The organism is Sphingobium sp. MI1205, from assembly GCF_001563285.1.
In the GTDB taxonomy this organism is placed as follows: Bacteria; Pseudomonadota; Alphaproteobacteria; order Sphingomonadales; family Sphingomonadaceae; genus Sphingobium.
In genome coordinates this window covers 886,984-912,354 of the sequence record NZ_CP005188.1, presented here as the reverse complement: position 1 = coordinate 912,354, position 25,371 = coordinate 886,984, and the positions used below count along the sequence as shown (strand labels likewise).

Annotated in this window: 23 protein-coding genes; 15 read left to right on the top strand and 8 right to left on the bottom strand. The window is 64.0% G+C overall.

The window, feature by feature from the left end; all coding sequences use genetic code 11:
• The first annotated feature begins 60 nt into the window (after window positions 1–60).
• From K663_RS04325 to K663_RS04280, 10 genes are all read left to right on the top strand, one after another.
• A complete protein-coding gene (locus K663_RS04325; protein WP_062114521.1) occupies window positions 61–654 on the top strand; it encodes a cysteine hydrolase family protein in 594 nt (197 codons plus the stop codon).
• Window positions 651–1,625: a radical SAM protein gene (locus K663_RS04320; protein ID WP_062114518.1), complete on the top strand. Its 975-nt coding sequence runs from the start codon at window positions 651–653 to the stop codon at window positions 1,623–1,625. Before K663_RS04325 ends, K663_RS04320 begins: the two co-directional genes overlap by 4 nt.
• Window positions 1,626–2,331: 706 nt before the next feature.
• On the top strand, window positions 2,332–2,958 hold the full coding sequence (gene paoA, locus K663_RS04315; protein ID WP_062114515.1) for an aldehyde dehydrogenase iron-sulfur subunit PaoA: 627 nt from the start codon (window positions 2,332–2,334) through the stop codon (window positions 2,956–2,958).
• Window positions 2,955–3,905 (top strand): FAD binding domain-containing protein, encoded by a 951-nt coding sequence (locus K663_RS04310; protein ID WP_062114513.1) that lies wholly within the window; start codon window positions 2,955–2,957, stop codon window positions 3,903–3,905. The genes paoA and K663_RS04310 overlap by 4 nt, the downstream gene beginning before the upstream one ends.
• A 3-nt stretch (window positions 3,906–3,908) precedes the next feature.
• Complete coding sequence (gene paoC / locus K663_RS04305; protein WP_062114510.1) at window positions 3,909–6,113, top strand: aldehyde oxidoreductase molybdenum-binding subunit PaoC; 2,205 nt, start codon at window positions 3,909–3,911, stop codon at window positions 6,111–6,113.
• Between the two features lie 339 nt (window positions 6,114–6,452).
• A complete protein-coding gene (locus K663_RS04300; protein ID WP_063619027.1) occupies window positions 6,453–6,908 on the top strand; it encodes a MarR family winged helix-turn-helix transcriptional regulator in 456 nt (151 codons plus the stop codon).
• Window positions 6,905–8,881 (top strand): FUSC family protein, encoded by a 1,977-nt coding sequence (locus tag K663_RS04295; protein WP_062114506.1) that lies wholly within the window; start codon window positions 6,905–6,907, stop codon window positions 8,879–8,881. The genes K663_RS04300 and K663_RS04295 overlap by 4 nt, the downstream gene beginning before the upstream one ends.
• On the top strand, window positions 8,878–9,087 hold the full coding sequence (locus K663_RS04290; protein WP_062120310.1) for a DUF1656 domain-containing protein: 210 nt from the start codon (window positions 8,878–8,880) through the stop codon (window positions 9,085–9,087). The genes K663_RS04295 and K663_RS04290 overlap by 4 nt, the downstream gene beginning before the upstream one ends.
• Window positions 9,088–9,090: 3 nt before the next feature.
• Window positions 9,091–9,999 carry an efflux RND transporter periplasmic adaptor subunit gene (locus tag K663_RS04285; protein WP_062114502.1) on the top strand — a complete coding sequence of 303 codons (909 nt, stop codon included), beginning with the start codon at window positions 9,091–9,093 and terminating at the stop codon, window positions 9,997–9,999.
• 8 nt (window positions 10,000–10,007) lie between these two features.
• Window positions 10,008–11,429 (top strand): efflux transporter outer membrane subunit, encoded by a 1,422-nt coding sequence (locus K663_RS04280; RefSeq protein ID WP_062114499.1) that lies wholly within the window; start codon window positions 10,008–10,010, stop codon window positions 11,427–11,429.
• A gap of 26 nt (window positions 11,430–11,455) precedes the next feature.
• On the opposite strand, the gene K663_RS04275 is transcribed toward K663_RS04280, so the two are convergent.
• Both K663_RS04275 and K663_RS04270 read right to left on the bottom strand, forming a co-directional pair.
• Complete coding sequence (locus K663_RS04275; protein ID WP_062114496.1) at window positions 11,456–11,755, bottom strand: hypothetical protein; 300 nt, start codon at window positions 11,753–11,755, stop codon at window positions 11,456–11,458.
• 72 nt (window positions 11,756–11,827) lie between these two features.
• Complete coding sequence (locus K663_RS04270; protein WP_062114493.1) at window positions 11,828–12,619, bottom strand: sulfite exporter TauE/SafE family protein; 792 nt, start codon at window positions 12,617–12,619, stop codon at window positions 11,828–11,830.
• 165 nt (window positions 12,620–12,784) lie between these two features.
• On the opposite strand from K663_RS04270, the gene K663_RS04265 reads away from it, so the two are divergent.
• Complete coding sequence (locus K663_RS04265) at window positions 12,785–13,459, top strand: glutathione S-transferase family protein (RefSeq protein ID WP_062114489.1); 675 nt, start codon at window positions 12,785–12,787, stop codon at window positions 13,457–13,459.
• A gap of 70 nt (window positions 13,460–13,529) precedes the next feature.
• Here K663_RS04265 and ndk read toward each other — a convergent pair whose 3' ends face one another.
• From ndk to K663_RS04250, 3 genes are all read right to left on the bottom strand, one after another.
• Window positions 13,530–13,952 (bottom strand): nucleoside-diphosphate kinase, encoded by a 423-nt coding sequence (ndk, locus tag K663_RS04260; RefSeq protein ID WP_037461517.1) that lies wholly within the window; start codon window positions 13,950–13,952, stop codon window positions 13,530–13,532.
• 90 nt (window positions 13,953–14,042) lie between these two features.
• Window positions 14,043–14,480, bottom strand: coding sequence for a DNA polymerase III subunit chi (locus K663_RS04255; RefSeq protein ID WP_062114486.1), 438 nt, complete (start codon window positions 14,478–14,480; stop codon window positions 14,043–14,045).
• Window positions 14,480–15,925: a leucyl aminopeptidase gene (locus tag K663_RS04250; RefSeq protein ID WP_062120307.1), complete on the bottom strand. Its 1,446-nt coding sequence runs from the start codon at window positions 15,923–15,925 to the stop codon at window positions 14,480–14,482. Before K663_RS04250 ends, K663_RS04255 begins: the two co-directional genes overlap by 1 nt.
• 222 nt (window positions 15,926–16,147) lie before the next feature.
• Here K663_RS04250 and K663_RS04245 point away from each other — a divergent pair, with 222 nt between their 5' ends.
• The 4 genes from K663_RS04245 to rsmA all read left to right on the top strand — a co-directional run bounded on the left by K663_RS04245 (window position 16,148) and on the right by rsmA (window position 21,703).
• Entirely contained in the window at window positions 16,148–18,382 is a 2,235-nt protein-coding gene (locus K663_RS04245) for an LPS-assembly protein LptD (RefSeq protein ID WP_062114482.1), read from the top strand.
• Window positions 18,383–18,470: 88 nt separating this feature from the next.
• Window positions 18,471–19,856 (top strand): peptidylprolyl isomerase, encoded by a 1,386-nt coding sequence (locus K663_RS04240; protein ID WP_062114479.1) that lies wholly within the window; start codon window positions 18,471–18,473, stop codon window positions 19,854–19,856.
• On the top strand, window positions 19,834–20,871 hold the full coding sequence (gene pdxA, locus K663_RS04235; protein WP_062120305.1) for a 4-hydroxythreonine-4-phosphate dehydrogenase PdxA: 1,038 nt from the start codon (window positions 19,834–19,836) through the stop codon (window positions 20,869–20,871). The genes K663_RS04240 and pdxA overlap by 23 nt, the downstream gene beginning before the upstream one ends.
• Window positions 20,861–21,703: a 16S rRNA (adenine(1518)-N(6)/adenine(1519)-N(6))-dimethyltransferase RsmA gene (rsmA, locus tag K663_RS04230; protein WP_062114476.1), complete on the top strand. Its 843-nt coding sequence runs from the start codon at window positions 20,861–20,863 to the stop codon at window positions 21,701–21,703. The genes pdxA and rsmA overlap by 11 nt, the downstream gene beginning before the upstream one ends.
• A gap of 215 nt (window positions 21,704–21,918) precedes the next feature.
• Here rsmA and K663_RS04225 read toward each other — a convergent pair whose 3' ends face one another.
• The 3 genes from K663_RS04225 to guaB form a co-directional block, all read right to left on the bottom strand.
• Window positions 21,919–22,437 carry a tetratricopeptide repeat protein gene (locus tag K663_RS04225; protein WP_062120301.1) on the bottom strand — a complete coding sequence of 173 codons (519 nt, stop codon included), beginning with the start codon at window positions 22,435–22,437 and terminating at the stop codon, window positions 21,919–21,921.
• A 77-nt stretch (window positions 22,438–22,514) separates the two neighbouring features.
• The gene (locus K663_RS04220; RefSeq protein WP_062114473.1) at window positions 22,515–23,690 is read right to left on the bottom strand and encodes an RsmB/NOP family class I SAM-dependent RNA methyltransferase; all 1,176 of its coding nucleotides are present in this window, start codon (window positions 23,688–23,690) and stop codon (window positions 22,515–22,517) included.
• 12 nt (window positions 23,691–23,702) lie between these two features.
• The gene (gene guaB / locus K663_RS04215; RefSeq protein WP_062114470.1) at window positions 23,703–25,160 is read right to left on the bottom strand and encodes an IMP dehydrogenase; all 1,458 of its coding nucleotides are present in this window, start codon (window positions 25,158–25,160) and stop codon (window positions 23,703–23,705) included.
• Between the last annotated feature and the right edge of the window lie 211 nt (window positions 25,161–25,371).

The window sequence follows — 25,371 nt, the reverse complement described above, 5'->3', positions numbered from 1 at the left end:
GCGTTATGCGCTTTACTTATGCGTGAATTGCGTATATGTCAAATGCCAAGGAGGTGCCCTATGACGGGTTTCGTGATCGTGGTGGACATGCAGCGGGATTTCGTGGCCGCCGACGGGGCGCTGCCGGTGGCTGAAGCGGAGGCGATCGTATCACCAATGAAAGCATGGCTTGCGCGTCTGCGTACCGAAGATGTGGCTGGCGTGCTCTTCACGGCGGACACGCACGTGCCTGAGATCTATGTGGCTTCGGCGGAGGCCGAGCAGTTTCCGCCACATTGCGAGAAGGGCACGCCGGGATGGGAGAATGTGCTCGATCCAGACGCGATCGATCCTGCCGTCCCGGTCTACCTCCTCGAAAAGGGCGTGTTCGACATGTGGGCCGAGCCCGGTCTCACGGTTACGGCGGTCGCGACAGGTGAGCAGGTTCCGCGGGACACTTACTTTGCGAAGCTAAAGGCGCGGGGCGTCACCGAAGTGACGGTGATCGGCGTCGCTGCCGACTATTGCGTACGCTGGGCAATCGAGGGTCTCGTCGCGCGTGGATTCACGGTCGAAGTGCCGATGGGGCTTACCCGCGGCATTGCGCGACCGATCGAGCAAGTCATCGCCGATGACTTTGCGGACGCACCGGTCCGACTGGAGGCGGCGGTATGATTGTCCTGTGGCGCGTCTCGAACCACTGCAATCTGGCATGCCCGTTCTGCGCCTATGACAAACGTCTCGCCCTGCCGCGCGAAGAGGCGGACCCGGCGCAGGTCGCGCAGCTTATCGACCTGCTCGGCGCGTGGCGGAGCGAAACCGGAGGTCCGGTGCTGTTGAGCTGGCTCGGCGGCGAGCCATTATTGTGGGCGCCGCGTGCCGAGCTGGACGAACGCGCGGCACGGTGGGGCATTGGACTCAGCCTGACCACCAACGGCACCCGCCTGGGCGCGCCGCGCGTGCGCGCGGAGCTTGTGCAGCGCTATCGCGAGGTCACGATCAGCATCGATGGCATGGCCAGCTTCCATGATGCCATGCGCGGCTGGCGCGGCGCGTTCGACAAGCTCGCGCAGAGCGTGCCAGCGCTGACAGGCGAGCGGGACGCTGCGGGCGCGGGCCTCAAGGTGCGCGCCAACATCGTGCTGATGCGCGACAACATCGACGGTTTCACCATGTTGTGCCGCACACTCGCGGGCTGGGGCATCGACGAAATCAGCTTCAATCAATTGGGCGGGCGTGATCGACCCGAATTCTATCCCGACCATCGCCTGGACCCCGACGATGTCGCGCAACTGGCCGCTGAAATGCCGCAGCTGCGCGCCGAACTCGGCCGGATGGGAACAACTTTGGTTGGCGGGGCCGCCTATCTGGAGCGACTCGCCGACACCGTCGCGGGCCGGCCGATGCCCATCGCCGACTGCCGGGTGGCGGAAACCTTCCTGTTTATCGACGAAGCCGGCCGAATTGCACCATGTAGCTTTGCGCCCGAGCATTTCGACGTTTCAGTTGATGACCTTCGTAGTACCGTGGATCTTCAGGCTCTGCCGCGCCAGTTGCAGTTGCACCAGCGCGCGCGGCCAGCTCGCGACTGCGCCGATTGCCCGAGTACCCAGCAATTTGCCAAGTTCGAACCGCTGCTAGCATGATCCGTCCGGGCGAACTCAATTGACTGCGACCGCTGACATTGCGGACATTCGACCGCTCGAAACGGCTGCGTAAAACTTGCCCATTGTTCATCTGACTATCACGGCATAGCGATCGACCGCGCTTGGGACATTCCTGCCGGTCGGCGCCGCCACTGGAAACGTCCGGTTACGCCGACACCCGGAAATTCGTGGATCCGCCTGAGTCCCTTCTCGCAGGTCAGGGCTGTCGGATGAAGCGGTCTTTCCGGAATCGGTTAGCCGACCAGCGAAAAGCGGAGGTTTGTCTGGCCCCGCGCAGTACGGCTTCGCGCCCAGTTAGGGCCGTTCAGGTGAGATAGCTGGAAGTCCGAAAGCGGCCTACCAACCTCTGAAGGGCTGCTTCCGATCGGCCAATTCTAGCCTACGGGCCATCTGATTGCCGTGCCATGCGCGGCCGGACGTGCTCGAGCGAGATATTCGCCACCCATACCGCTGATGTTCCGACCTATAGGCGCCTCGGACTGCCGGACGAGACTGTGCGGCTTTGTTCCCGCTCCCAATCGACGCGGTTGGCCAAGGCGTTGCCCGGCCACAGATGGCTATGTTATGCTTCTCATGCGAATCCAAAGTTTTTAGCTAGCGTGGCTGAAGATTTGAGGCCGCGCCTTGTCCTTTTTCACATGTCGCGGCGCTGCGCCCCGCGTCAAATTCGGGATTGGGGCGTGCGATGACGGAGTTCGAAGTTTCGAGACGCGGCATAATGCTGGGGGGAGCGGCTTCGATCGGGACCGCCGCCTTTCCAACAGGTCCCGCGCAAGCGGTCGATCCGGTAGCAGGCCCTCCGGGCATGAAACTGTCATTCACGGTCAACGGCGAACCACGCGAGCTTCAACTCGACACGCGCGTCTCGCTGCTCGACGCGCTGCGCGAGCATCTGCACCTCACCGGAACCAAGAAGGGCTGCGACCACGGGCAGTGCGGGGCGTGCACCGTCATCGTCGACGGGCGGCGGATCAACAGCTGCCTGACGCTCGCGGTGATGCACGAGGGCGACAAGATCACCACGATCGAAGGTCTGGGCACCCCCGACAAGATGCACGCGATGCAGGACGCCTTCGTGACCCATGACGGCTATCAGTGCGGCTACTGCACCCCGGGGCAAATCTGTTCGGCGGTTGCGGTGCTCGACGAGATCAAGGCGGGTATCCCCAGCCATGTCACCGCCGACCTGATCGCCGCGCCGCAGGTCACCAATATGGAGATACGCGAACGGATGAGCGGCAATATCTGCCGTTGCGGCGCCTATCCCAATATTGTCGCGGCAATCAGCGACGTGGCGGGAGTGAAAGCATGAAAAGTTTCACTTACGAGCGGGTCGATACGCCCGCCGCCGCCGCCGCCGCCTTCGCGCGTACCAAGGGCTCGCGGTACATCGCGGGAGGCACCAATCTCCTCGACCTGATGAAGCTCGAGATCGAAACCCCCGCACATCTGATCGACATCAGCCGCCTCGCGCTCGACAAGATCGAGCCGACCTCCGAAGGCGGGCTGCGCATCGGCGCGATGGTGCGCAACACCGACCTCGCCTCCGACGCGCGCGTCCGGCGCGATTATGGCCTCGTCTCGCGCGCGCTCGTTGCCGGCGCCTCAGGGCAACTTCGCAACAAGGCGACAATGGGGGGCAACATCCTCCAGCGCACGCGTTGCCCCTATTTCTACGACACCAACCAGCCGTGCAACAAACGGCAGCCCGGCAGCGGCTGCGCCGCGATCGGCGGCTTCAATCGCACCCTTGCCATTATCGGCGCCAGCGATGCGTGCATCGCGACGCAGCCGAGCGATGTCGGGGTCGCGCTGCGCGCGCTTGACGCCAGCGTCGAGACGGTCGACGCCGCGGGCAAGGCGCGGGTCATCCCCTATGCCGATTTCTATCGCGCGCCGGGCAAGACCCCCCATCTCGAAACGGCCCTCGCGCCGGGAGAGCTGATCACCGCGGTCACGCTGCCCAAACCGATCGGCGGCACGCATATCTATCACAAGGTGCGCGACCGCGCGTCTTACGCTTTCGCGCTGATCTCGGTTGGGCTGGTCGCGCAAAAGGACGGCACCGGGCGCATCGCGCTCGGCGGGATCGCCTACAAGCCGTGGCGCGTCGAGGCGGCCGAGGCCGACCTGCCGCGCGGTGCCAGGGCGGTCACCGCAAAGCTGCTCGCGGGTGCGAAGACCACCCATGAAAATGCCTATAAGCTGACGTTGGTCGAGCGCACGCTCGGCGGCGTGCTGGCGCAAGCGAAAGGCTGAGACATGAAATTCGACGCGCCCGCCACGAACAACCCGATCGACCAGCTGAAGGTAATCGGCAAACCCACCAACCGCATCGAGGGCCCGCTCAAGACGACCGGCACCGCGCCCTATGCCTATGAGCATCGGGATTTCGCCGCGACGCAGGCCTATGGTTATGTCGTCGGATCGGCGATCGCCAAGGGCAAGATCGCATCGATGAACCTCGACGAGGCGCGCGCCGCGCCCGGCGTGCTTGCGATCGTTACCGCCGCCAATGCCGGCAAGCTCGGCAAGGGCGATTTCAACAATGCGACGTTGCTCGGTGGTCCCGACATCGAACATTATCATCAGGCGGTCGCGCTTGTCGTCGCTGAGACCTTCGAGCAGGCACGCTCCGCCTCGTCGCTCGTACACGTCAACTATACGCGCGGCAAAGGGGACTATGATCTGGCCGGTTCGGTCGACACCGCGGTCAAGGCGCCGGTCCTCTACGGCAACCAGCCCGACACCGCCGTCGGCGATTTTGCGTCCGCCTTCGCCGCCGCGCCAGTCCAACTCGACGCGCGCTATTCGACGCCCGACCAAGCGCATGCGATGATGGAACCGCATGCGTCGATCGCGGCGTGGGAGGGTGAGAAGCTGACGGTTTGGACGTCGAACCAGATGATCGCCTGGTCGGTCGGCGACGTCGCCAAGACACTGGGCATCGCAAAGGAGAATGTCCGGCTGGTTTCACCCTATGTCGGCGGCGGCTTCGGCGGCAAACTTTACGTGCGCGCCGATGCGATCCTCGCGGCGCTCGGCGCCAAGGCGGCAAAGCGTCCGGTCAAGGTCGCGCTGCACCGCGCGTTGATGATGAACAACACGCCCCACCGTCCGGCGACAATCCAGCGTATCAGGCTCGGCGCGACTCCCGACGGGAAGCTCACCGCGATCGGCCACGAAAGCTGGTCGGGCGACATCGCCGGTGCCAAGCCCGAAGGCGCCGTCATGCAGACGCGCCTTCTCTATGCGGGGGCCAACCGCATGACTGCGATGCACATCTCCGCGCTCGATCTGGCCGAGGGCAACGACATGCGCGCGCCGGGGGAGGCGCCGGGCCTGATGGCGCTCGAGATCGCGATGGACGAGATGGCGGAGAAGCTCGGCATCGATCCGGTCCAGTTTCGTATCCTCAACGACACGCAGATCGATCCCGAAGTGCCCAGCCGGCCCTTTACCCAACGCCAGCTCAACAAATGCCTGCAAATGGGCGCCGAGAAATTCGGCTGGGCCAAGCGCGGCAAGCCGGGCGCGGTGCGCGACGGCAAATGGCTGGTCGGCATGGGCGTCGCCGCGGCATTTCGCAACAATCTCAATACCAATTCGGCGGCGCGCGTCCGGCTCGCCAATTCGGGGATCGTGACGGTCGAAACCGACATGACCGACATCGGTACCGGCAGCTATACAGTCATCGCGCAGACCGCGGCCGAAATGATGGGCCTACCACTCGACAACGTCGTGGTGAAGCTCGGCGATTCCAGCTTCCCTGTTTCCTCGGGTTCGGGCGGGCAATGGGGCGCCAATAGCTCGACCGCGGGCGTCTACGCCGCCTGCGTGAAGCTCCGCGAAGCTGCGGCGCAAAAGCTGGGACTGGACCCAGCCGATGCCGTTTTTGCCGACGGCAAGATCACGGCGGGTCGGCGCAGCTTCGCGCTCGGCGACGCGGCGAAGGATGGTGAACTCGTCGCCGAGGATATCATCGAGTTCGGCAAGCTCGCCGAAGAGAAACAGCAATCCACGTTCGGCGCGCATTTCGTCGAAGTCGGCGTTGACAGCGCGACGGGCGAAATCCGCATCCGGCGGATGCTCGCGGTATGCGCGGCGGGGCGCATCCTCAATCCCAAGGCAGCGCGCAGCCAGGTCATCGGCGGCATGACGATGGGCGCGGGCGCGGCGCTGATGGAGGAACTCGCGGTCGACAAGCGTTTCGGCTTCTTCGTCAATCATGACCTCGCCGGATATGAGGTGCCGGTTCACGCCGACATTCCGTATCAGGAGGTGATCTTCCTCGACGAGACCGATCCGAACACGTCGCCGATGAAAGCGAAGGGCGTCGGCGAGCTCGGCATTTGCGGTGTCGCCGCGGCGGTCGCGAACGCAATTTATAATGCAACGGGTGCACGCGTGCGTAACTATCCAATCACGCTGGACAAATTTCTGGATAAATTGCCGGAGATCGCGTGACGGATCGCCATGTGACCGGCAAAATCTGGAGCCGGTGAATGTCTGCCATTTCACGGGTGACTCGACCATGTGGCCGCCGAAAGAAGCAGCCCGCCCACAAGCCCTCGCTAACCGTCAGATTGTCCGCTCACGGTCGCCCGCCCTCTGAGCCGATCAGGCGCTCAAGGTATCTGAAGGCAAGCGCCAGTTGGCGCTCTCGGTCGGCCCATGGGCGCCAGTCTGCGCGTGGGTCTTATGCGCCGAAACGTCAAGAAATTGGCGAACTTGGTTTGATCACTTGCCTGCCTGCTCGCACGACAGGATTGACTAAGCAATAGTTGCCTTGGCAATAGACTTGCCATGGCCGCCGACTCAGCCCTCTTCGATCTGACCAACGCCCTGCAGCCGGTGCGCCGTGCATGGGTACAGGCCGCAAGCACGATCTTTGCGGAATTTGGACTTTCCACGTCGCTCGGGACGGTGGTGCTTTGGACGTCGCGGCTTGGTCCCGCCGTTCCGCAAAAGGAACTGGCGCTTGAAGTGGGGGTCAATCCGGCCGCGTTGGTCCGCACGCTGGATCAGGGTGAGGCTGCCGGTCTTCTCGAACGCAGTGCGGTTTCCGGCGATCGGCGCAGCAATAGAATAAGCCTGCTGCCCCAGGGCAAGACACTCGCAGCGGCGATGGAGCAAAAGCTGGCGAAACTGAGACAGGATTTGCTGGGCAGCCTCCCACCGGAAGAGATCGAGACAACGAAGCGCATTCTGCGAATGCTGGAAGAGCGTGCGCAAGCGTACATGCAGCGCGGGCAAGCGTGACCCCGCCCTATTTCTCGTTTGCTCGCTGGCTGTTCGCGGCGAAGCTGTTCCTTGCGGGCATGATTGCATTCAGCATTGCGGTGCATATCGGCCTGCCGCAGCCTTATTGGGCGCTTGTGACCTGCTGCGTCGTGATGAATCCCGCCACCGGCGCGATCCGTTCAAAGGCAGTTTACCGATTCATGGGAACACTGGGCGCGGGCGTCGTATCGATCGTGCTTGCGGCCATCTTCGTGAACACGCCGGTGTTGCTGATCGCACTTATGGGACTGGTCGCAACCGCCACTCTGGCAGGCGCTCTGATCGACCGCACGCCGCGCAGCTATGGCTTCCTCTTGTTCGGGGTGACAATGATGCTGGTCGCGGTGCCAGGGATCGACAGCCCCGGCAACATGTTCGGCACGGCCGTCGCACGGATCACCGAGATTGGCCTCGGCTTGATCTGTTGCACCATCATCGACAGCATCATCATGCCGCGCTCGCTTGGCCCACAAATGCGCGAGCGGCTGCACGCCTGGCTGCCCGATGTCCGGCGCTGGTTCGAAGAGGCGCTGGAGGGCCGGGAAACCGATTGTGAAGCGACAGCTGATCGATTGCGCCTGATCGGCGATGTCACCGCCCTGTCGGCGCTGGCGGGACAGTTGCGATACGATCCGATGGTGGCGCGTCGCGAACGCAAACTTGCCTTTGCCATCCAGCAGCGCATGCTGCGGCTGGTTCCCCTGATATCCGCGATAGAATCGCGCATATCCGCCGGCGATGCGGCACAGCGGGAGGCGTTGTCGCCGGCTCTTGCCCAAGCTGCCCGGCTGATCCGTGACGGCATGGCTCCGCCCGCTGATTTCATCGCTCGCATGAATGTCACGGACGACGAAAGCTCCGGGAACTGGCACCGTTTGGTGCAGCGTGATCTGGCGTCCATGATCTCTGATGCGCTGAAACTGTGGAGCGAAATCCGCAGCCTCGATTCGGCGCTGGACACTGGCGCTCGATTGCCCCCCGATCTCGAATCTGCAGCACTAGGCGCACGGGCCTTTCCGCTGCGGCCCGACTATCACATTGTCTGGCGCGTCTCCGCCGCCATCCTGCTCACCTACACGACATTGGCCTTGCTTTGGTATTTGACCGGCTGGCAACAGGCGCCCGGCGCATTGTTGATCGGATCCGTGTCAATTGCCTTCTTCGGCGGAGTGGACGAGGCTGGTGCGGCGCTTGCCAAGTTCGCGCGCTTCGCAGCCGTGGCGGCAGTCGCAGCTGCGGTGCTGAGCTATGTCCTGTTACCACTGGCGCGCGATTACGGTACATTCCTTATCGTTATGGGAGTGTTCCTGATGCCGATCGCCGCCTGGTCGATCAGCAATCCTCTCGCGCTCCTGCTGCTCGCTTTTTCGCTCAGCACGATCAACCTCCAGGGCGAATATCAGCCGCTGCAATTCGGAACATTCCTCGAGGCAAACTTTGCGTCGCTGCTCGGCATCTATGTCGCCTTCTTCTGGCTGCACATGGCGCGCCGCACGGGAGCCAGGCATGCCGTCGAGCGGTTCACGAGGATGGCACGCGCGGATGTGTATTCCCTGACCCGGCGCGCCTCCGCCCGCGACCGTGACCTCTATATCGCGCGGTCGCTCGACCGCATCGGCGCCCTAACGGCCCGGCTGCAGGCGGCGGGCGAACCGGATGAAAGCGTGCGGCTTCTGCGCCGGCTGCGTGCCGGCGCCAACATTGCGGATCTGCGCCATGCTGCCGACAGCATGACCGGCGAAGTCAGACAGGCGGCAGAGCGGCTGCTGGAGGCAGTGCGTGGCGAGACAGGTCGGGGAACTCCTTCTCCGGCCTTGCTCGACACTATCGACGAGACACTGTCGATAACGCTGCGCGGCACTGCCGGGGAAAGCAACCCACTGGTCCGCGGCCTTGTCGGTTTGCGCCTGGCCCTGTTCCCGCAAAGTCCTGAATGGAGGCCGGCGGCATGATAGGCGAAATCGATATAGCCGGAATTTTTATCTCCCCCCTGCTCCTGTGCCTCTTCATCGCCTTCTTCGCACGGCTGCTCGTATCGCGGCTGCTGAGTGCAATCGGCTTCTACCGCTTCGTCTGGCAGCGACCGCTGTTCGATCTCGCCCTGTTCTTTCTTCTCCTCTGGCTCGTCTTTGCGGGCCTGCGCATGATGATGACCTGACCCATGACCCTGACCCGAGAAACCCTTATTCGCGCCATCAAGATCGTGCTGACAATCACCCTCGCGGTGCTTGCGGCGCTGGTACTGTGGCATCTCTATAATTATTACACCTATGCGCCCCAGACCCGTGACGGCAAGCTGCGCGCCGATGTCGTCCCGCTCGCCGCGGATGTTTCGGGGCGGGTCGATGCCGTTTTAGTTCGCGACGGCGAGGTTCTGGATAAGGGGCAATTACTCTTCACCATTGACAAGGTGCGGCTGCACAATGCCGTGGCACAGGCAGAAGCAGCCGTCGCCACGGCGCGGGCGACATTGCGCTCTGCCGAGCGCGAGGCGCGCCGCTACGCCGCGCTGGAAGGTGTGGTGTCGGACCAGGATCGCGACACCCGACGGGCTGCGGCTGACGAAGCCCGGGCCAGGCTGTCGCAAGCGCTTGCTGACCGCGACCTGGCGCGAATAAACCTCGAACACGCCGAAGTGCGCTCGCCGGTAAATGGGGTAGTGACCAATTTCCAGCTCCGGCCAGGCGCTTATGCCAGTGCCGGACAGCCCGTGATGGCGCTGGTCGACAGCGACAGCTTCTATGTTTCTGGCTATTTCGAGGAAACCAAGCTCGCCCATATTCATGACGGCCTGCACGCCACAGTCCGGCTGATGGGTGAGGATCGGACACTCGAAGGCCACGTTGTCAATGTATCCGCAGCTATCGATGACAGCGAGCAATCCACGGCATCAGGCACGCTGCTCGCCAATGTGAAGCCGACCTTTAGTTGGGTCCGGCTCGCCCAGCGCGTGCCGGTCCGGATCGAGATCGACCGTGTGCCGAAGGGCGTAAGGCTGGTCGCGGGGCGCACCGCGACCGTCACCCTGGACGGCGCCGACGAGCATCTCCATCCGAAGCATATCCTGTGAGCGGGTCGATGTGGGCGAAATACCTTGCGCCGACGCTCCTAGTCGTCACGTCGGCCTGCACGACGGTCGGCCCCGATTATGCGCAGCCTGTCCTGCCGGCGGGAGTGGCAAACGGATCGGCGAACGACTTCGAGGCCAGCGACTCGCCGGCCATCTCGCGCGAACCGCTGCCCGCACAATGGTGGCGACTTTATGACGAGCCACGCCTTGACGCGCTGGTGGAAGACGCGCTTTCCGCCAACACCGATCTGCGCGCCGCAGCCGCCAATCTGGAACGCGCACAGGCACTGACGCGTGAAGTGCGCGGCGCAGCAGGTGTCCAGACCTCGCTGGATGGATCGGTAAGCGTCGGCGAAACCTCCAATCTCGGCATCGGCAATCCGGCCGGCGTCCACGATCTGTTCAGTCTCGGCGGCAGCATTTCCTATCAGGTTGATGTCGTGGGCCGCATCCGCCGCTCGATCGAAGCCGCCACAGCTGACGAGCAGGCGCAGGCCGCTGCGCTTGACCTTGCCCGCACGACTATCGCGGCCGCCGTGGTGGGCGCCTATACTGACGCGTGCGCGGCGGGTGCCTCGCTGGCCGTCGCCGAACGTTCGGTCACGCTGCAGCGCCGGTCGCTGGAACTCACCGAACGTGGTATTCGGGGTGGCATCTTCCCGACTATCGATGCGACCCGCTCGCAAGCCCTTCTTGCCCAGCTTGAAGCGGCGTTGCCCAGTTATACCGCCGCGCGGCGCATTGCGCTTTATCGACTTGCCGTGCTGCAGGGGCATGCCCCACAGGATTATCCAGCCGATCTTGTCGATTGCACATCCATTCCCTCGCCCGGTCGGCCGATCCCTGCCGGTGACGGAGTCGCCCTGATCCGGCGGCGCCCCGACATCCGGCAGGCCGAACGCAAGCTTGCCGCCGCGACCGCCCGGATCGGCGTCGAGACCGCAGCTCTCTATCCCACGGTCGGTCTGGGCGCATCCGCTGGAACGACATCACGCACGATCGAAGGCCTGGTAAGCGATTCCGCGCTGAACTTCAGCTTGGGTCCGATGATTTCGTGGAGCTTTCCCAACCGGAACATCGCCCGCGCCCGTATTGAGCAGGCGAACGCGACAGCCCGGGCAGCGCTCGCAGAATTCGACGGTACTGTCTTGCGGGCCCTTCGGGAGGCCGAGAGCGCACTCACCCAATATGCGCACGATCTGGATGAAAATGCGCGGCTGCGCATCGCACAGGACAAGAATGGCGAGGCTGCAGAGTTGCAGGCAAGACTTGCGCGTGGCGGTGCAGCGTCCAGCCTCCAATTACTCGATGTGGAGCGTACGCTGGCCAGCGCCGAGGCCGCGCTTGCTGCATCGAATGCCGAACTCGCATCGGACCGCGTGCGCATCTTTCTTGCGCTAGGCGGAGGCTGGGAGGCCGGCGCGCCTTGATATCCGACAAGCGATCCCGGAAATTCCTATCGCAGTTGCGCACAAACTTCGGCGACCGCGCGAGGAACGAATGAAGAGGCGGCTTTTACGTTCGCATGGGCGTCGAGTGCGGCCAGCGGATCGTCGAGACCGGCAATTCCGTTGTCGTCGAGAAGCATCCGCACGTGATCGACCGTGGGAAGATCAACCAACTTCCACTTCCAAGAGATCGGCGACAGGGTTTCAAAAACCGAAATGGGGTTGCGTAGCTGACCCGCCGGATCGCTGGCAATAATGTCCGCTATCCTAGGCCGCGACTCTGAAAGGAGCCGTTCCGGATCGTCCAACGTCCCTGCCTTGCCCCCTCCGCTCAACAATATTTTTTATTATCTTATTCGAGGAATTCGATTCCGCGGCTCTCAGGCGATGAGACGCCAGCCGATCACCACCAGAATCACCGCCAGCAATGGTTGAAGGACGCGATCGGAAGCTCGGGTCGCCAGCAGCGAACCGATGATTATCCCCGGGATCGATCCGATCAGCAGGTTGAGCAGCAGCCAGCTATTCACATTGCCGATCCACAAATGGCCCAGGCCCGCGACCAACGTGAGCGGCACGGCATGGACGATGTCCGTCGCCACCAGCCGCTGCAGACGCATGCGGATGGGATAGAGCGCCAGCAGCAGGGTCGCCCCGATCGCCCCCGCCCCGACGGAGGTCAGCGTCACCATCGCACCCAGCAACGCGCCGGCCGCCACCGTCATTGCGGGCTGGATCCGTGTAAAGCTGTCGGCCGTGCTGACGCGGCGGGCCAACGCCCACCGGTGAAAACGGCCCCGCAACAAGGTCGCGATAGCCGTTGCGATCAACACTGCGCCAAGCGCCGTGGTCACGATGCCGCTCTTGATCTGTTCGACATGCGCCTGCGACAGGATCAACAACGTAATGAGCGCGGCGGGCAGGCTGCCCATGCAGAGCCGCTTGACGACCTCATAATCGGGTCCGCCGTCCGGGCCGCCATGGCGATGATGGATCGCGCCACCCACCGATTTCGTGATGGCGGCGAACCACAGATCGGTGCCGACCGCGGTCGCGGGCGCAACGCCGAACAGCAGAATGAGGATGGGCGCCATCAACGATCCGCCGCCAACGCCCGTCAGCCCGACCATCAATCCGACGAACAGGCCTGCGACACCGTGCAGCCAATCCATATCGTGCCCCCATTCGCCTTATTGCAGGCGACGGCTTACGAGCCCGCAAGCGGCGCATCCAGCCCCAGGGCCGAGAAAATTTTCGCCTACGAAGGAGGCCTGTCGCCGAGATTGCAACGGCCACCGCTCTCGACTTCCCTTCCCCGCACCGTCTAAGGAAGGTGAATGATGAAGCTGTTCATAGGTAATAAGGCTTATTCGAGCTGGTCGCTTCGCGGCTGGCTCGCCTGCAAGCTCAGCGGTCTGCCGTTCGAGGAGGTCGTGGTCCCACTCTATGACGAAGCTTGGGAAAAGCGGCGGGAGGGCGACGAATTCGCGCCTTCCTCGGGCAAGGTGCCGATCCTGTGGGACGGCGATGACACGGTGGTCTGGGACAGCCTGGCGATCATCGAATATCTGAATGAGAAAGCTGGCGGCGACAAATTCTGGCCCACGGACACGGCCGGGCGGGCGATGGCCCGTTCGATGGCGGCGGAAATGCATTCGAGCTTTGCCGCGCTGCGCCGCGAGCACAGCATGAACATCCGCCAGATCTACTCGGCCGCGCCGCCATCCGAAGCCGTGGCGCACGACATTGCCAGGATCATGCAGCTTTGGGCACAGGCGCGCGCGCGCTATGGCGGCACCGGCGATTTCCTGTTCGGCGATTTCGGCGCTGCGGACGTGATGTTCGCGCCTGTCGTGACGCGCTTCATAACATATCAGCTACCCGTCGCCCGCTTCGCCGAAGCCTATATGCAGGCGGTCATCGCTCATCCGTGGATGCAGGAATGGATTGGCGGCGCGCAGGCGGAGGAATGGGTGATCGACCGGTTCGAGGCTCCCGCACAACCCGGCTGAACCCCAAAAGACAAGGGGCCTGAAAGCGGCACGCCTTCGGCCCCTTATGCTTTCACACAATCGGCAAAAATCAGCCGACGATTTCTTCCGGCTTGAAGAAATAGGCGATTTCGATCGCGGCATTTTCTTCGCTGTCCGAACCATGGACCGAATTGGCTTCGATCGACTCGGCATATTCCTTGCGGATGGTCCCTTCGTCCGCATTGGCGGGATTGGTGGCGCCCATGATGTCGCGATTGCGCTTCACGGCGTCCTCGCCTTCCAGAACCTGGACGACGACCGGGCCGGAAATCATGAAGGCAACCAGATCAGCGAAGAAAGGGCGTTCCTTGTGAACGGCGTAGAAGCCTTCAGCCTGTTCGCGGCTCATGCGGATGCGCTTGGATGCGACGACGCGCAGGCCCGCTTCTTCCAGCTTCTTGGTCACGGCGCCGGTCAGGTTGCGGCGCGTGGCATCGGGCTTGATAATCGAAAAAGTGCGGGTCACGGCCATGAGGCTCAAAAGCTCCGGATTGTTGGAATTGGCGCGCCCTTTAGACCGCGCCGCCCCTCACCGCAAGGGGGCCTCGATCACCCGTGCAGGTCATGGCCCCTGTACCCATTTGCCTTGGTCCTGCCGCCAGAAGCGCGGAGAGACGCCCTCCCGCCGGGATAGCGCTCGCCAACTTTCGCGCGCCGCATCGATGGAAACGGAGTCGAAGAAATAAAAGGCGCGCTCGAAATCCAGCGCCTCGTCACGCCACAGACCGTCGGCCAACGCGATGTGCCGCGCTCCATTGGCCGCGACGCAATCCTGCGCAAGCAGTATGGGCTGGACCGAATCCTGCCCCTGCTCCGCGCGCCCATGGGCCAGGTAGCTTTCCGGCGGCCCCGCCCATAGGCCGGTGGAGATACGATCAAGCTGCGCCTCGTCCTGCGCGACCACCAGCAGCCGTTCACCCAGACCAAGCACGCGCGCAGCGATAGCGGGCAGCACCCGATCGACCGGATCGCGGCTCAGCTGGTAGAAATCGACCTGCATCAGCGCTCGAACTTGTCCGACACCAGCCGGTCGATCAGGCGGACGCCATAGCCGGTCGCGCCCTTGTCCCAGGTCGCGCCGGGCTTGTCCGCCCAAACCATGCCCGCAATGTCTAGATGCGCCCATTTGACGCCGTCATCGACGAACCGCTTTATGAACTGCGCAGCGGTTATGGACCCCGCATAGCGCGCGCCCATATTCTTCATGTCGGCGATCGGGCTATCGATCAGCTTGTTATAGGCGTCGGACAGCGGGAAGCGCCAAAGCTGGTCGCCGCTCGCCTTGCCGGCGGCGATCAGATCCTCGGCCAACCCTTCGTCATTGGCGAAAATGCCCGCATATTGGTCGCCCAGTGCCACGATCATCGCGCCGGTCAGGGTGGCAAGATCAACGATAACCTCCGGCGCATAGGTCTTCTGCGCCCAGGTGATGACATCGCATAGCACCAGCCGTCCTTCGGCGTCGGTGTTGATCACCTCGATCGTCTGGCCCGACATGGACGTCACAATGTCGCCCGGCCGCTGGGCATTGCCGTCAGGCATGTTCTCGACCAGGCCGCAAATGCCAACGACATGCGCCTTCGCCTTGCGCCCGGCGAGCGCCTTCATCGCGCCTGCAACCGCGCCTGCGCCGCCCATGTCCCACTTCATGTCTTCCATGCCCGCGCCGGGCTTGAGCGAAATGCCGCCGGTGTCGAAGGTCACGCCCTTGCCGACGAACACGACGGGCTTGTCCGCGCTCCCGCCGGTGCCGTCCCATTCCATCGCCAGCAGGCGCGGCTCACGCCTCGACCCTTGCGCGACGCCCAGCAGCGCACCCATGCCAAGCTCCGCCATCGCCGCCTGGTCGAGGACGGTCAGCTTCACGCCCAACTGCTCCAGATGGCGGCAGCGCTCGACGAAACTTTCCGGATAAAGAATGTTTGCAGGCTCTGACACAAGCTCGCGGGTAAAGGCGACGCCCTCGGCGACGGCGGCCAACCGCTGCCATTCCGCATCGGCCCCATTGGCGACCAGGCTGATCTTCGTCAGCGTCGGCTTGGCCTTTTCCGGCTGCCGGGTGCGGTAGGTGTCGATCCGCCAGCCGCGCATCAGGGCGCCGAACGCGAAATGCGCCGCCTTCTCGCCGCTCGTTCCGCCGAAAAATTCGATTGCGGCATGGCTTGCGCCGCTCGTCACCAGCCGGGCGACGAGAGCCGCGCCCGCACGTTCGAGGTCGGCCTCGGCGCCGGCGCCAGTGCCGACGAGCACGATGCGCATCACCTTGCCGCCCTCTTCCGCGAAGCTTTCAAAGCTCGCGCCCGCTTCACCGGTGAACCGGGCAGCCGTCGCGCCTGCCGCCAAAGTCGCCGCCGCCGCAACGGGCAAGGCATCGAAGCCGCCCTTGGGAACGGCAAAGACCAGGGTGTCGGCGTCGGGACGCACCGGGCTGAACGCGATTTCCATCAAGGGTCCTTCTTCTTTTCTGATCGTTGAGCGCTGGGAACGCGCCATGTCAGATAATGTCGCTTGTCCCATCTGGCAAAGCCGTTCGACCGATTTCCCGCAAAAGAAGCGTGACGAAAGATTGCGGCGCGGGCAAAGCAATGCGATAGGCGGGCAATCAAGCGCCCCCGAAGAGGCACGATCCCCTTGCAGATTTATCCCCGTTCCTTGCGTGTGAAACATATGCTGGCCGCTGGCGCCGCGCTCGTCTGCATGGGCGGGGTCCCCTATGCGTCCGCGCAGGATTTGCAGACGCCGCAGCCTCCGGCCGGGGCGCAGGATGCCCCCGCTCCCGCCAGCGACGAACAGATCGGCTTTGCCGCCGACAGCCTTCAATATGACAGCAACACGGAAGTCGTCACAGCCAGCGGCAATGTCCAGCTGCTGCGGCAGGGCAACCGCCTGCGCGCTGACGAGGTGGTGTGGAACCGCACCACCGGCCAGGTCGAAGCGCGCGGCAATGTCTCGGCCACCGATACCGAAGGCAATATCGCCTATGGCGACCGGTTCCAGGTCACCGATACGCTGAAAGACGGCACCATCGAAAACATGCTGCTGGTGCTGCAATCGGGTGGCAGGCTGGCTGCGGCGCAGGGCGTGCGCACGAACGGCGTCTATACGCTGCGCAAGGCCGCCTACACCGGCTGCGCGGTGGAAGACAGCGAAGGTTGCCCCAAGGAACCCACTTGGCAGATCAAGGCCGTCAAGGTCGTCTACGATCCGGTCGCCGCGCGGGTCAGATATCGCAACGCCAATATCGAACTGTTCGGCCTGCCGCTGATCCCGCTGCCAGGCTTTTCCCACCCGGTCGGCGATACAGGCGGCAGCGGCCTGCTGGTGCCCAACATTCGCTACGACCGCACCAACGGCGTTGAAGTCGCGCTGCCCTATTATCTCAAGCTCGCTCCCAATCGCGACCTGACGATCACGCCGCATATCTATTCCGACACGCTGCCAATGCTGGAGGCGAATTTCCGCCATCGCTGGGATCGTGGTGCTTACCAGATCACCGGCTATGCCACCCATGCCACGCGCGCCGCCGCCAGCAGCACGCTGCCCGGATCAACCACGCCCGCCGACACGGAAAAAGACTTACGCGGCTATCTCGACGCCAGCGGCGGCATGCAGCTATCGCCGGAATGGAGCATCAACGGATCGATCCGTGTCGCCAGCGACCGCACCTTCCTGCGCCGCTACGACATCAGCCGCGACGACCGTTTGCGTTCGACCCTCGGCGCGCAGCGCATCGGGGAAAACAGCTATTTCTCCATCGCCGGCTGGGCGGTTCAGACATTGCGGAGCGGCGACCCTCAAGGCCAGACGCCGATCGCCCTGCCGGTCATCGACTATCGCCTGCGCCTTCTCGACCCGCTGCTGGGCGGACGCATCCAGTTGCAAGCCAACTCGCTGGCCATCACCCGCACCGATGGACAGGATACGCAACGCGCCTTTGCCGCGTTCGAATGGAACCTGCGCAAGCTGACAGGCATGGGGCAGGAGGTGAATTTCACCACCTATTTGCGCGGCGACGTCTATCACAGCAGCGACAATCTGCTGAACAATATCCCCCGCTATGCCGGCGATCCGGGCTGGAGGGCGCGGGGCATCGCGGCAGCGGCGATCGATGTCCGCTGGCCATTCATTGGCGAGGCGTTTGGCGGCGTTCAGCGTATCGCTCCGCGCGTGCAGATCGTCGCCGCGCCGCGGATCGCCAACCTCTCCGTCCCCAATGAGGACGCCCGCGCGATCGACCTTGAAGACAGCAATCTCTTCGCGCTCAACCGTTTCGCGGGCTACGACCGGTTCGAGGATTCAAGCCGCATCACCTACGGCCTGGAATACAGCCTCTCCGTGCCTGACCTCTCGCTCGATGCCGTGGTTGGCCAAAGCTATCGCCTCAACAATCGCGAAAGCATTCTTCCCGACGGCACAGGCCTGTCCGACCGCATGTCGGACATCGTTGGCCGCACAACCGTCCGGTACAAGGATTTCATCAGCCTGATCCACCGCTTCCGTCTGGACAAGGACGGGCTGTCAGTACGCCGCAATGAGATCGACGCCACCGTCGGCACGCGCAAGACCTATGCGATGGTCGGCTATCTGCGACTCAACCGCAATGCCGCGATAGGACTTGAAGATTTGCGGGACCGCGAGGAACTGCGCCTGGGCGGCCGTGTTCAGTTCGCCCGCTTCTGGTCGGTCTTTGGATCGACCGTCATCGACCTGACGGACCAGAAGGAAGATCCGTTGAGCGCAGCCGACGGCTATGAGCCAGTGCGCCACCGGCTCGGCGTCGCCTATGAGGATGATTGCCTGACGCTGGGATTGACCTGGCGGCGCGACTATGTGGCGGCCGGCGACGCGCGAAAGGGCAACAGCTTCCAACTACGGCTGGCTTTTCGGAATATCGGCATATAAGGATCAGCCTTCCCGCCATTCCGCTCAGGACCGGTTAAGGCGGATCGGCGCATCAGGCGCCGGACCGTATTGGAGAGTTTTGCCGACGATGCAGCCTGTCGTTTCCCCGTCTTCCCGCCTTGGCCAGTCCTTCCGGACCAGCGTGCGCGCCCTGCTTCTGTCCTCGATCCTGCTGGGGTCGAGCTTCAGCCATGCCACCGCGCAGACCGTCGGTGACGATGACAATGTCGCGACGCAGCAGTTGAACCTGCCAAAGGATGTGACCGTGTTCGGCAAAGCCGATCCCAACGTCCGCAGGGCGACCGCGATCGTCAATGGCCGTATCATCACGGGTACTGACGTCGATCAGCGCCTGGCACTGATCATTGCCGCCAATGGCGGCAATGTGGCGGCGGAGGAGAAGGATCGGCTGCGCGTCCAGGTGCTGCGCAACCTGATCGACGAAACACTCCAGATTCAGGAGGCCGCCGCCAACGACATCAAGATCGACAAGGCGGAGATCGACCAGAGCTATGAACGGGTTGCGGCGAATTTCCGCCAGTCGCCCGCCCAATTCGACCAATATCTTCGCGCGCAGGGCAGCGCGCCTGCCAGCATCCGGCGCCAGATCGAGGGCGAACTCGCCTGGAGCCGCCTGCTCCGCCGCAATATCCAGCCGTTCGTGAACGTATCCGCCGACGAGGTGAAGTCGGTGGTCGACCGCATGAACGCGGCCAAGGGCAGCGACGAATACCGCATCGGTGAGATCTACCTGTCGGCGACCCCCGAAAATCAGGCTCAGATCGCCACCAACGCGCGCAACATCATCGACCAGATCAAACAGGGCGGCAGCTTCGCCGCCTATGCACGGCAGTTTTCGGAAGCATCCACCGCAGCAGTCGGCGGCGATCTGGGCTGGGTTCGCCCCGCCCAGTTGCCAGACGAACTCGCGCAGGCCGCAAACGAAATGCAGGTTGGGCAGCTCGCAGGCCCCATTCCCGTGCCAGGCGGCATGTCGGTCATCTACGTCATGGACAAGCGCAAGGTGCTGACCGCCGATCCGCGCGACGCGCTGCTCAGCCTCAAACAGCTGTCAGTCAGCTTCCCGGCCGGCACGACCAAGGAACAGGCCAGCGCCAGGGCGGCGGCTTTCGCCGCGCAGATCAAATCGATCAAGGGCTGCGGCCAGGCCAATGAACTGGGCGGCAAGATCGGCGCCGACGTCGTGGATAACGATAATGTGAAGATTCGCGACCTGCCGCCGCAGTTGCAGGACATCCTGCTTGGGCTGCAGGTTGGTGAGGCCACGCCGCCCTTCGGATCGATCAATGATGGCGTGCGCGTTCTGGTCGTCTGCGGCCGTGACGAAGCCGGGGGGGCTGCGGCTCCCAATGCTGATCAGATCATGGCTCAGCTGGAAGAAGAACGGGTCAACAAGCGCGCGCGCATCTATTTGCGTGACCTTCGCCGCGATGCCGTCATCGACTATAACTGATCCCGGCTCGGCTCGCCCGGAGCTGCCGCCCTTCGCGGTTTCGCTCGGCGATCCGGCGGGGATAGGCCCGGAAATCGTCGCGAAGAGCTGGGCGATGCGGGAGGCGCGCGGCCTGCCCGCTTTCTTCGCGGTCGGGGACGCGGCTTCGCTGCGCCGCGTCTGGCAAGGCCCGGTCACCCTCATCACAACACCCGAGGAAGCAGGAGCGGTGTTCGATAGCGCCCTCCCCTGCCTGCAGGTTGCCGAGGCCGGAGAAATCATTCCGGGCGCCCCCAGCCTCGATGGCGCGCGCACCGCATTTCAGGCGCTGGAAGCGGCGGTCGGCGTCGCCCGGACCGGATCGGCGGCCGGGATCGTAACGGCCCCGGTCGGCAAGGAACAGCTTTACGGCGTCGGCTTCACCCATCCCGGTCAAACGGAATTCGTGGCGGAGCGATGCGGCGTAGCGGCGCACAATGCCGTGATGATGCTCGCCGGCCCCACGCTCAAGGTCGTGCCGGTCACCATCCACATTCCGCTTGCGGATGTGTCCTCGGCTCTGACCATCGACCTGATCCGGGCGCGGGCGATCACCACGGTCAAGGGGCTGCAACGCAATTTCGGTGTCGCCAGGCCGCGGATCGTCGTCGCCGGACTTAATCCGCATGCCGGTGAAGGCGGGGCGCTCGGCCGCGAGGAAATCGACATCATCGGCCCGGCAATCAAGTCGCTGCGCGAAGATGGCATGGACATTGTCGGCCCACTATCCGCTGATGGCCTGTTTCATGCGCGCGCCCGTGAAACCTATGATGCGGTGCTGTGCATGTATCATGATCAGGCGCTCATCCCGCTAAAGACGCTGCATTTCGACGAAGGGGTGAATATCACGCTTGGCCTGCCGATCGTCCGCACCTCACCCGACCATGGCACCGCCTTCGGAATAGCAGGCACCGACAGCGCCAATCCCGGCGCGATGATGGCCGCACTCAAAATGGCTGCCGAAGCCGCCCGGTCACGGATGGCGCATGGCGCCTGAGGCACGGCCAGTGCTGCCACCGCTGCGGGAAGTCATCGCGGCACACGGCTTGCAGGCGAGCAAAGCGCTGGGGCAGAATTTCCTGCTCGACGAGCAATTGCTCGACCGCATCGCCGCGATTCCCGGCACCCTCAAGGACCAGCCCGCTTTTGAGGTCGGGCCTGGCCCCGGCGGCCTCACCCGCGCGATCCTGCGGGCGGGCGCGCGACTTGTCGCGGTCGAGCGGGATCATCGCTGCCTTCCTGCTTTGGCAGAACTGTCGGAAGCATTTCCGCATCAGTTGCGCGTCATTTCCGGCGACGCCATGCAGGTCGATGCGCATGCCGAAGCTGGCGAAAACGCCCATATCATCGCCAACCTGCCTTATAATGTCGGCACCGCCCTGCTGATCGGCTGGCTTTCGACCGAATGGAATCCGCTGCCCTGGTGGTCCTCGCTCACCCTCATGTTCCAGATGGAAGTGGCCGAACGCATCGTCGCAAAGCCCGGCGGCGACCATTATGGCCGCCTCGCCGTCCTGTCCCAATGGCGCAGCGACGCGCGTATCGCCATGAAGGTCCACCGCAGCGCCTTCACGCCGCCGCCCAAGGTGATGTCCGCCGTGGTGCACATAACGCCAAAACCCGCCCCCGCAGATGTGCAGCTCAAGCTGCTCGAGCGGTTGACGGCGGCAGCCTTCGGCCAACGCCGCAAGATGCTGCGTCAGAGCCTGAAGGGGCTTCCCGGCGCACTGGATGCCTTGGACATTGTCGGCATCGACCCTCAACGACGCGCGGAAACCGTCAGCGTCGAAGAATTTGTGGAAGTGGCGCGAGTCCTGGGACGCTCTTGATCGGGCTGGGCCAGCAGACGCGCAAGGCGGCTTGCTAACCGGCTATGCGAAAGACGCAGGAAGCCAGGCCGAACCTGAAATTCAACCGCCAAACTGCCTGACGGCTCAACGGCGATGTCCCGATGCCATCTCCGCGTCTCCGCGTGAAAAAATCCCCTGCCAAGACATACAAGCGGCAGACTTTGTGCCCCTCTGCGCGGTCCTGAAATCCCGCCTCAGGGCGTTTCGGTCGCCGGAGCCTTCGGCACCGCCACGCCTTCCTTGGCGCTCAATACCGTCGCGGGCGGCCCCTTCTCGATCGCCGCCGCCAGCTTGCCAACTGCCGCACAATCGGACTTGCAGGCGTTGCGGGCCTGAAAAAGATTTTCCTTGGCCTTTGCGATGGCGCCCTTTTCGACCATCGCTTCGCCCTGACCGACCAGCGCATTCACATCAGACGGGTCGAGCAGCAGCGCCTCGCGATAAAAGCGGATCGCCTTGCCCTGAAGCCCCTGCGCGCGCGCCACCTCTGCCAGTTCGACATAAGCGGAACGATTGCGGGGATCGATCACCAGCGCCGTTTCCAGCGCGTCGTTGGCCGCGCTCCAATTGCCCGCCTTGCGTGCAACCGCGCCAGCCTGCTGCCATTCGACCGACAGCGGCGAAATCTGCGTGTCCGGTCGCTGGGTCATGCCGACGCTCGACACGGTGGTCAGCACTGCGGCCAGGGCGATCGAAGCAGGGGTAAAACGCATGCAAAACTCCAGCCATGTTTCAGGCGTTGATTCTTTCCAACTGTCGTCATTTTGGCGGGGCTTGTCCATCGCCTCTTTCATGCCGTGCGCGCAAGCCGGGCGAAATAGAAACCGTCCGTCGCATCATGGTCGGGTGTCAGCAGGCGGCCATCGTCATGGTCGCGACCTTGTCCGATGCCCAGCGGCTCCGCCGTCCATCCGTCATGACGTTTCAGGAACCCCCGCACCTGCCCTGCTCCCTCCCGATCCGTCAGCGCACAGGTAGCGTAAACCAGCGCGCCGCCCGGCGCTAGCAGGGGCGCGGCGAAATCGAGGATACGTGCCTGTTCCTGCACCAGCCGATCGAGCCGGGCGGGCGTCATGCGCCAGCGCGCCTCCGGGTTGCGCCGCCAGGTGCCGGTGCCCGAACAGGGCGCATCGACCAGCACCACATCCGCCCGCCCTTTCAGGCTGTCCAGCGCGCGCGCCTCATGCCCCTGGTCCAGCAACAGCGTCTCGATAAAAGTCGCCCCCGCCCGCTCGGCGCGCGGCGCGAGGCGAGACAGCCGGGACCGGATCGTATCGGCCGCGATCAGGCGTCCGCTGCCCGCCATCGCCGCGGCCAGCGCCAGCGTCTTGCCCCCCGCCCCCGCGCACAGGTCGATCACGGTCATGCCCGCCTGAGCCGCGCAGGCCGCCGAGATCAGCTGACTCCCGGCATCCTGCACCTCGACCAGCCCCTGCTTCCACGCATCACTCTGCTCGACCGGCCAACCTTCCGGCAAGCGTAGAGCATCCGGCAAACCGTCGATCGCGACCGCCTCGGGAAAGAATGTCGCGCCCTGCTCCGGCGTCGCCTTCAACCGGTTCACGCGCAAATCGACCGGCGCCCTGCCCAGCAGTCCATCCTGCTCGACCGGCTCCGCCAGCAGCGGCGCCAGCCAACCGGGCACAGCGCCTGAAACGGCCCCCCGTTCATCAGGCGCAATTGGCTCAGGCGCGTGCGGCGACCCGTCGAACAGCGCAGCGATCTCCGCCCGTTCACGCGCAAGGCCGACCATCGCCGCGCGGCCGCTTTCCGGCCGTTCCGCCGCCCGGCGCACGGCGTCATAGACATGATCGCGGACCGCCCGGCGATCGCGCGATCCGGCATAGCGCCGTTCCTTGAAATAGCGGGCGATCAGCGTGTCTGCGGCGGGACCGCCATCACGCGCCGAAGCGATGATGGCGTCGAGCAATTCTATCGCGGCCTGCACCCGCGCCGCAGGCGTCATGCGACGAGGCTCTTAACGGGTCGGATAATTGGGGGCTTCCCGCGTGATGGTGACGTCATGCACATGGCTTTCGGACAGGCCCGCATTGGTGATCTGCACGAAACGCGCCCGCTCTTGCAAATCCTTGATCGTGCGGCTGCCAGTATAGCCCATTGCCGCCTTCACGCCGCCGACCAGCTGATGGATGACATCCTTGGCCGGGCCCTTGAACGGCACCTGGCCCTCGATCCCTTCGGGCACCAGCTTCATCTGGTCCTTGATATCTGCCTGGAAATAGCGGTCGGCCGATCCGCGCGCCATCGCGCCCACGCTGCCCATGCCCCGATAGCTCTTATAGGCGCGTCCCTGATACAGGAAGGTTTCGCCCGGCGCTTCGGCGGTTCCCGCAAGCAGCGATCCGACCATGACACACCCCGCGCCCGCCGCCAGCGCCTTCGCCAGGTCCCCGGACGTACGCAGGCCGCCATCGGCGATTACCGGCACGCCCTGCTTGGCCGCTTCGGCCGCAGCATCCATGACGGCGGTCAGCTGCGGCACGCCCACGCCCGCGACGACGCGCGTGGTGCAGATCGAACCGGGGCCGATGCCGACCTTCACGCAATCCGCGCCAGCGTCGATCAGCGCCTTGGCCGCCTCCGCGGTCGCGACATTGCCCGCCACGACCTGAACATGGTTGGACAGCCGCTTGACAGCTTCCACCGCAACCGAAACCTGCTTGCTATGACCATGCGCGGTATCGATGACGATCAGGTCGCATTCGGCGTCGATCAGCGCCTCGCTCCGCTCCAGTCCCTTGTCACCAACTGTCGTCGCCGCAGCGACACGCAGGCGACCCGAACCATCCTTGGTCGCCTGCGGGTAAGTCACCGCCTTTTCGATGTCCTTGACGGTGATCAGGCCCACGCAATGATAGGCGTCATCAACCACCAGCAGCTTTTCAATCCGACGCTGGTGCAGCAGGCGCTGCGCCTCGTCCTGACCGACGCCGACCTTGACCGTGGCCAGATTATCCTTGGTCATCAGCTCGCTGACCGGCTGGGACGGGTTTTCGGCGAAGCGGGTGTCGCGGTGGGTCAGGATGCCGACCAGCTTGCCGCTCTGCTCGACCACGGGAATACCGCTGATCCTGTGCCGCTGCATCAGCATCTGGGCATCGGCCAGCGTGGCGGTCGGCAGGATGGTGATGGGGTTGACGACCATGCCGCTCTCAAACCGCTTGACCGCGCGCACCGCGTCCGCCTGCTCCTCGACCGACAGGTTGCGGTGAAGCACGCCGATGCCGCCCAGCTGCGCCATCACGATCGCCATGTCGGCCTCCGTCACCGTATCCATGGCGGACGACAGGATCGGGATGTTGAGCTTGATCTGCTTGGTCACATAGGTGCTGGTGTCCGCCTGGCTGGGCAGCACATCGGATTCGGCGGGCTGCAACAGCACGTCGTCAAAGGTGAGGCCGAGGCGGATATCCATGGAAAAAGCCACTTTCTGCTGGGGGACCGCGGACTAGCCCCCGGGGATTTGTGGCGGCCCATGTAACCATTTCGTGCCCAAACGGCCAGACCCCCGAAGCATTTTATTGCAGCGCGGCAGCATCAGCTTTCCGGGGCCGCGATGCGCCGAGTTGGGCAGCGCATAGATCACTGTCCTGATGCAAGCGATCCTCGACCGTCTGCGGCAAATT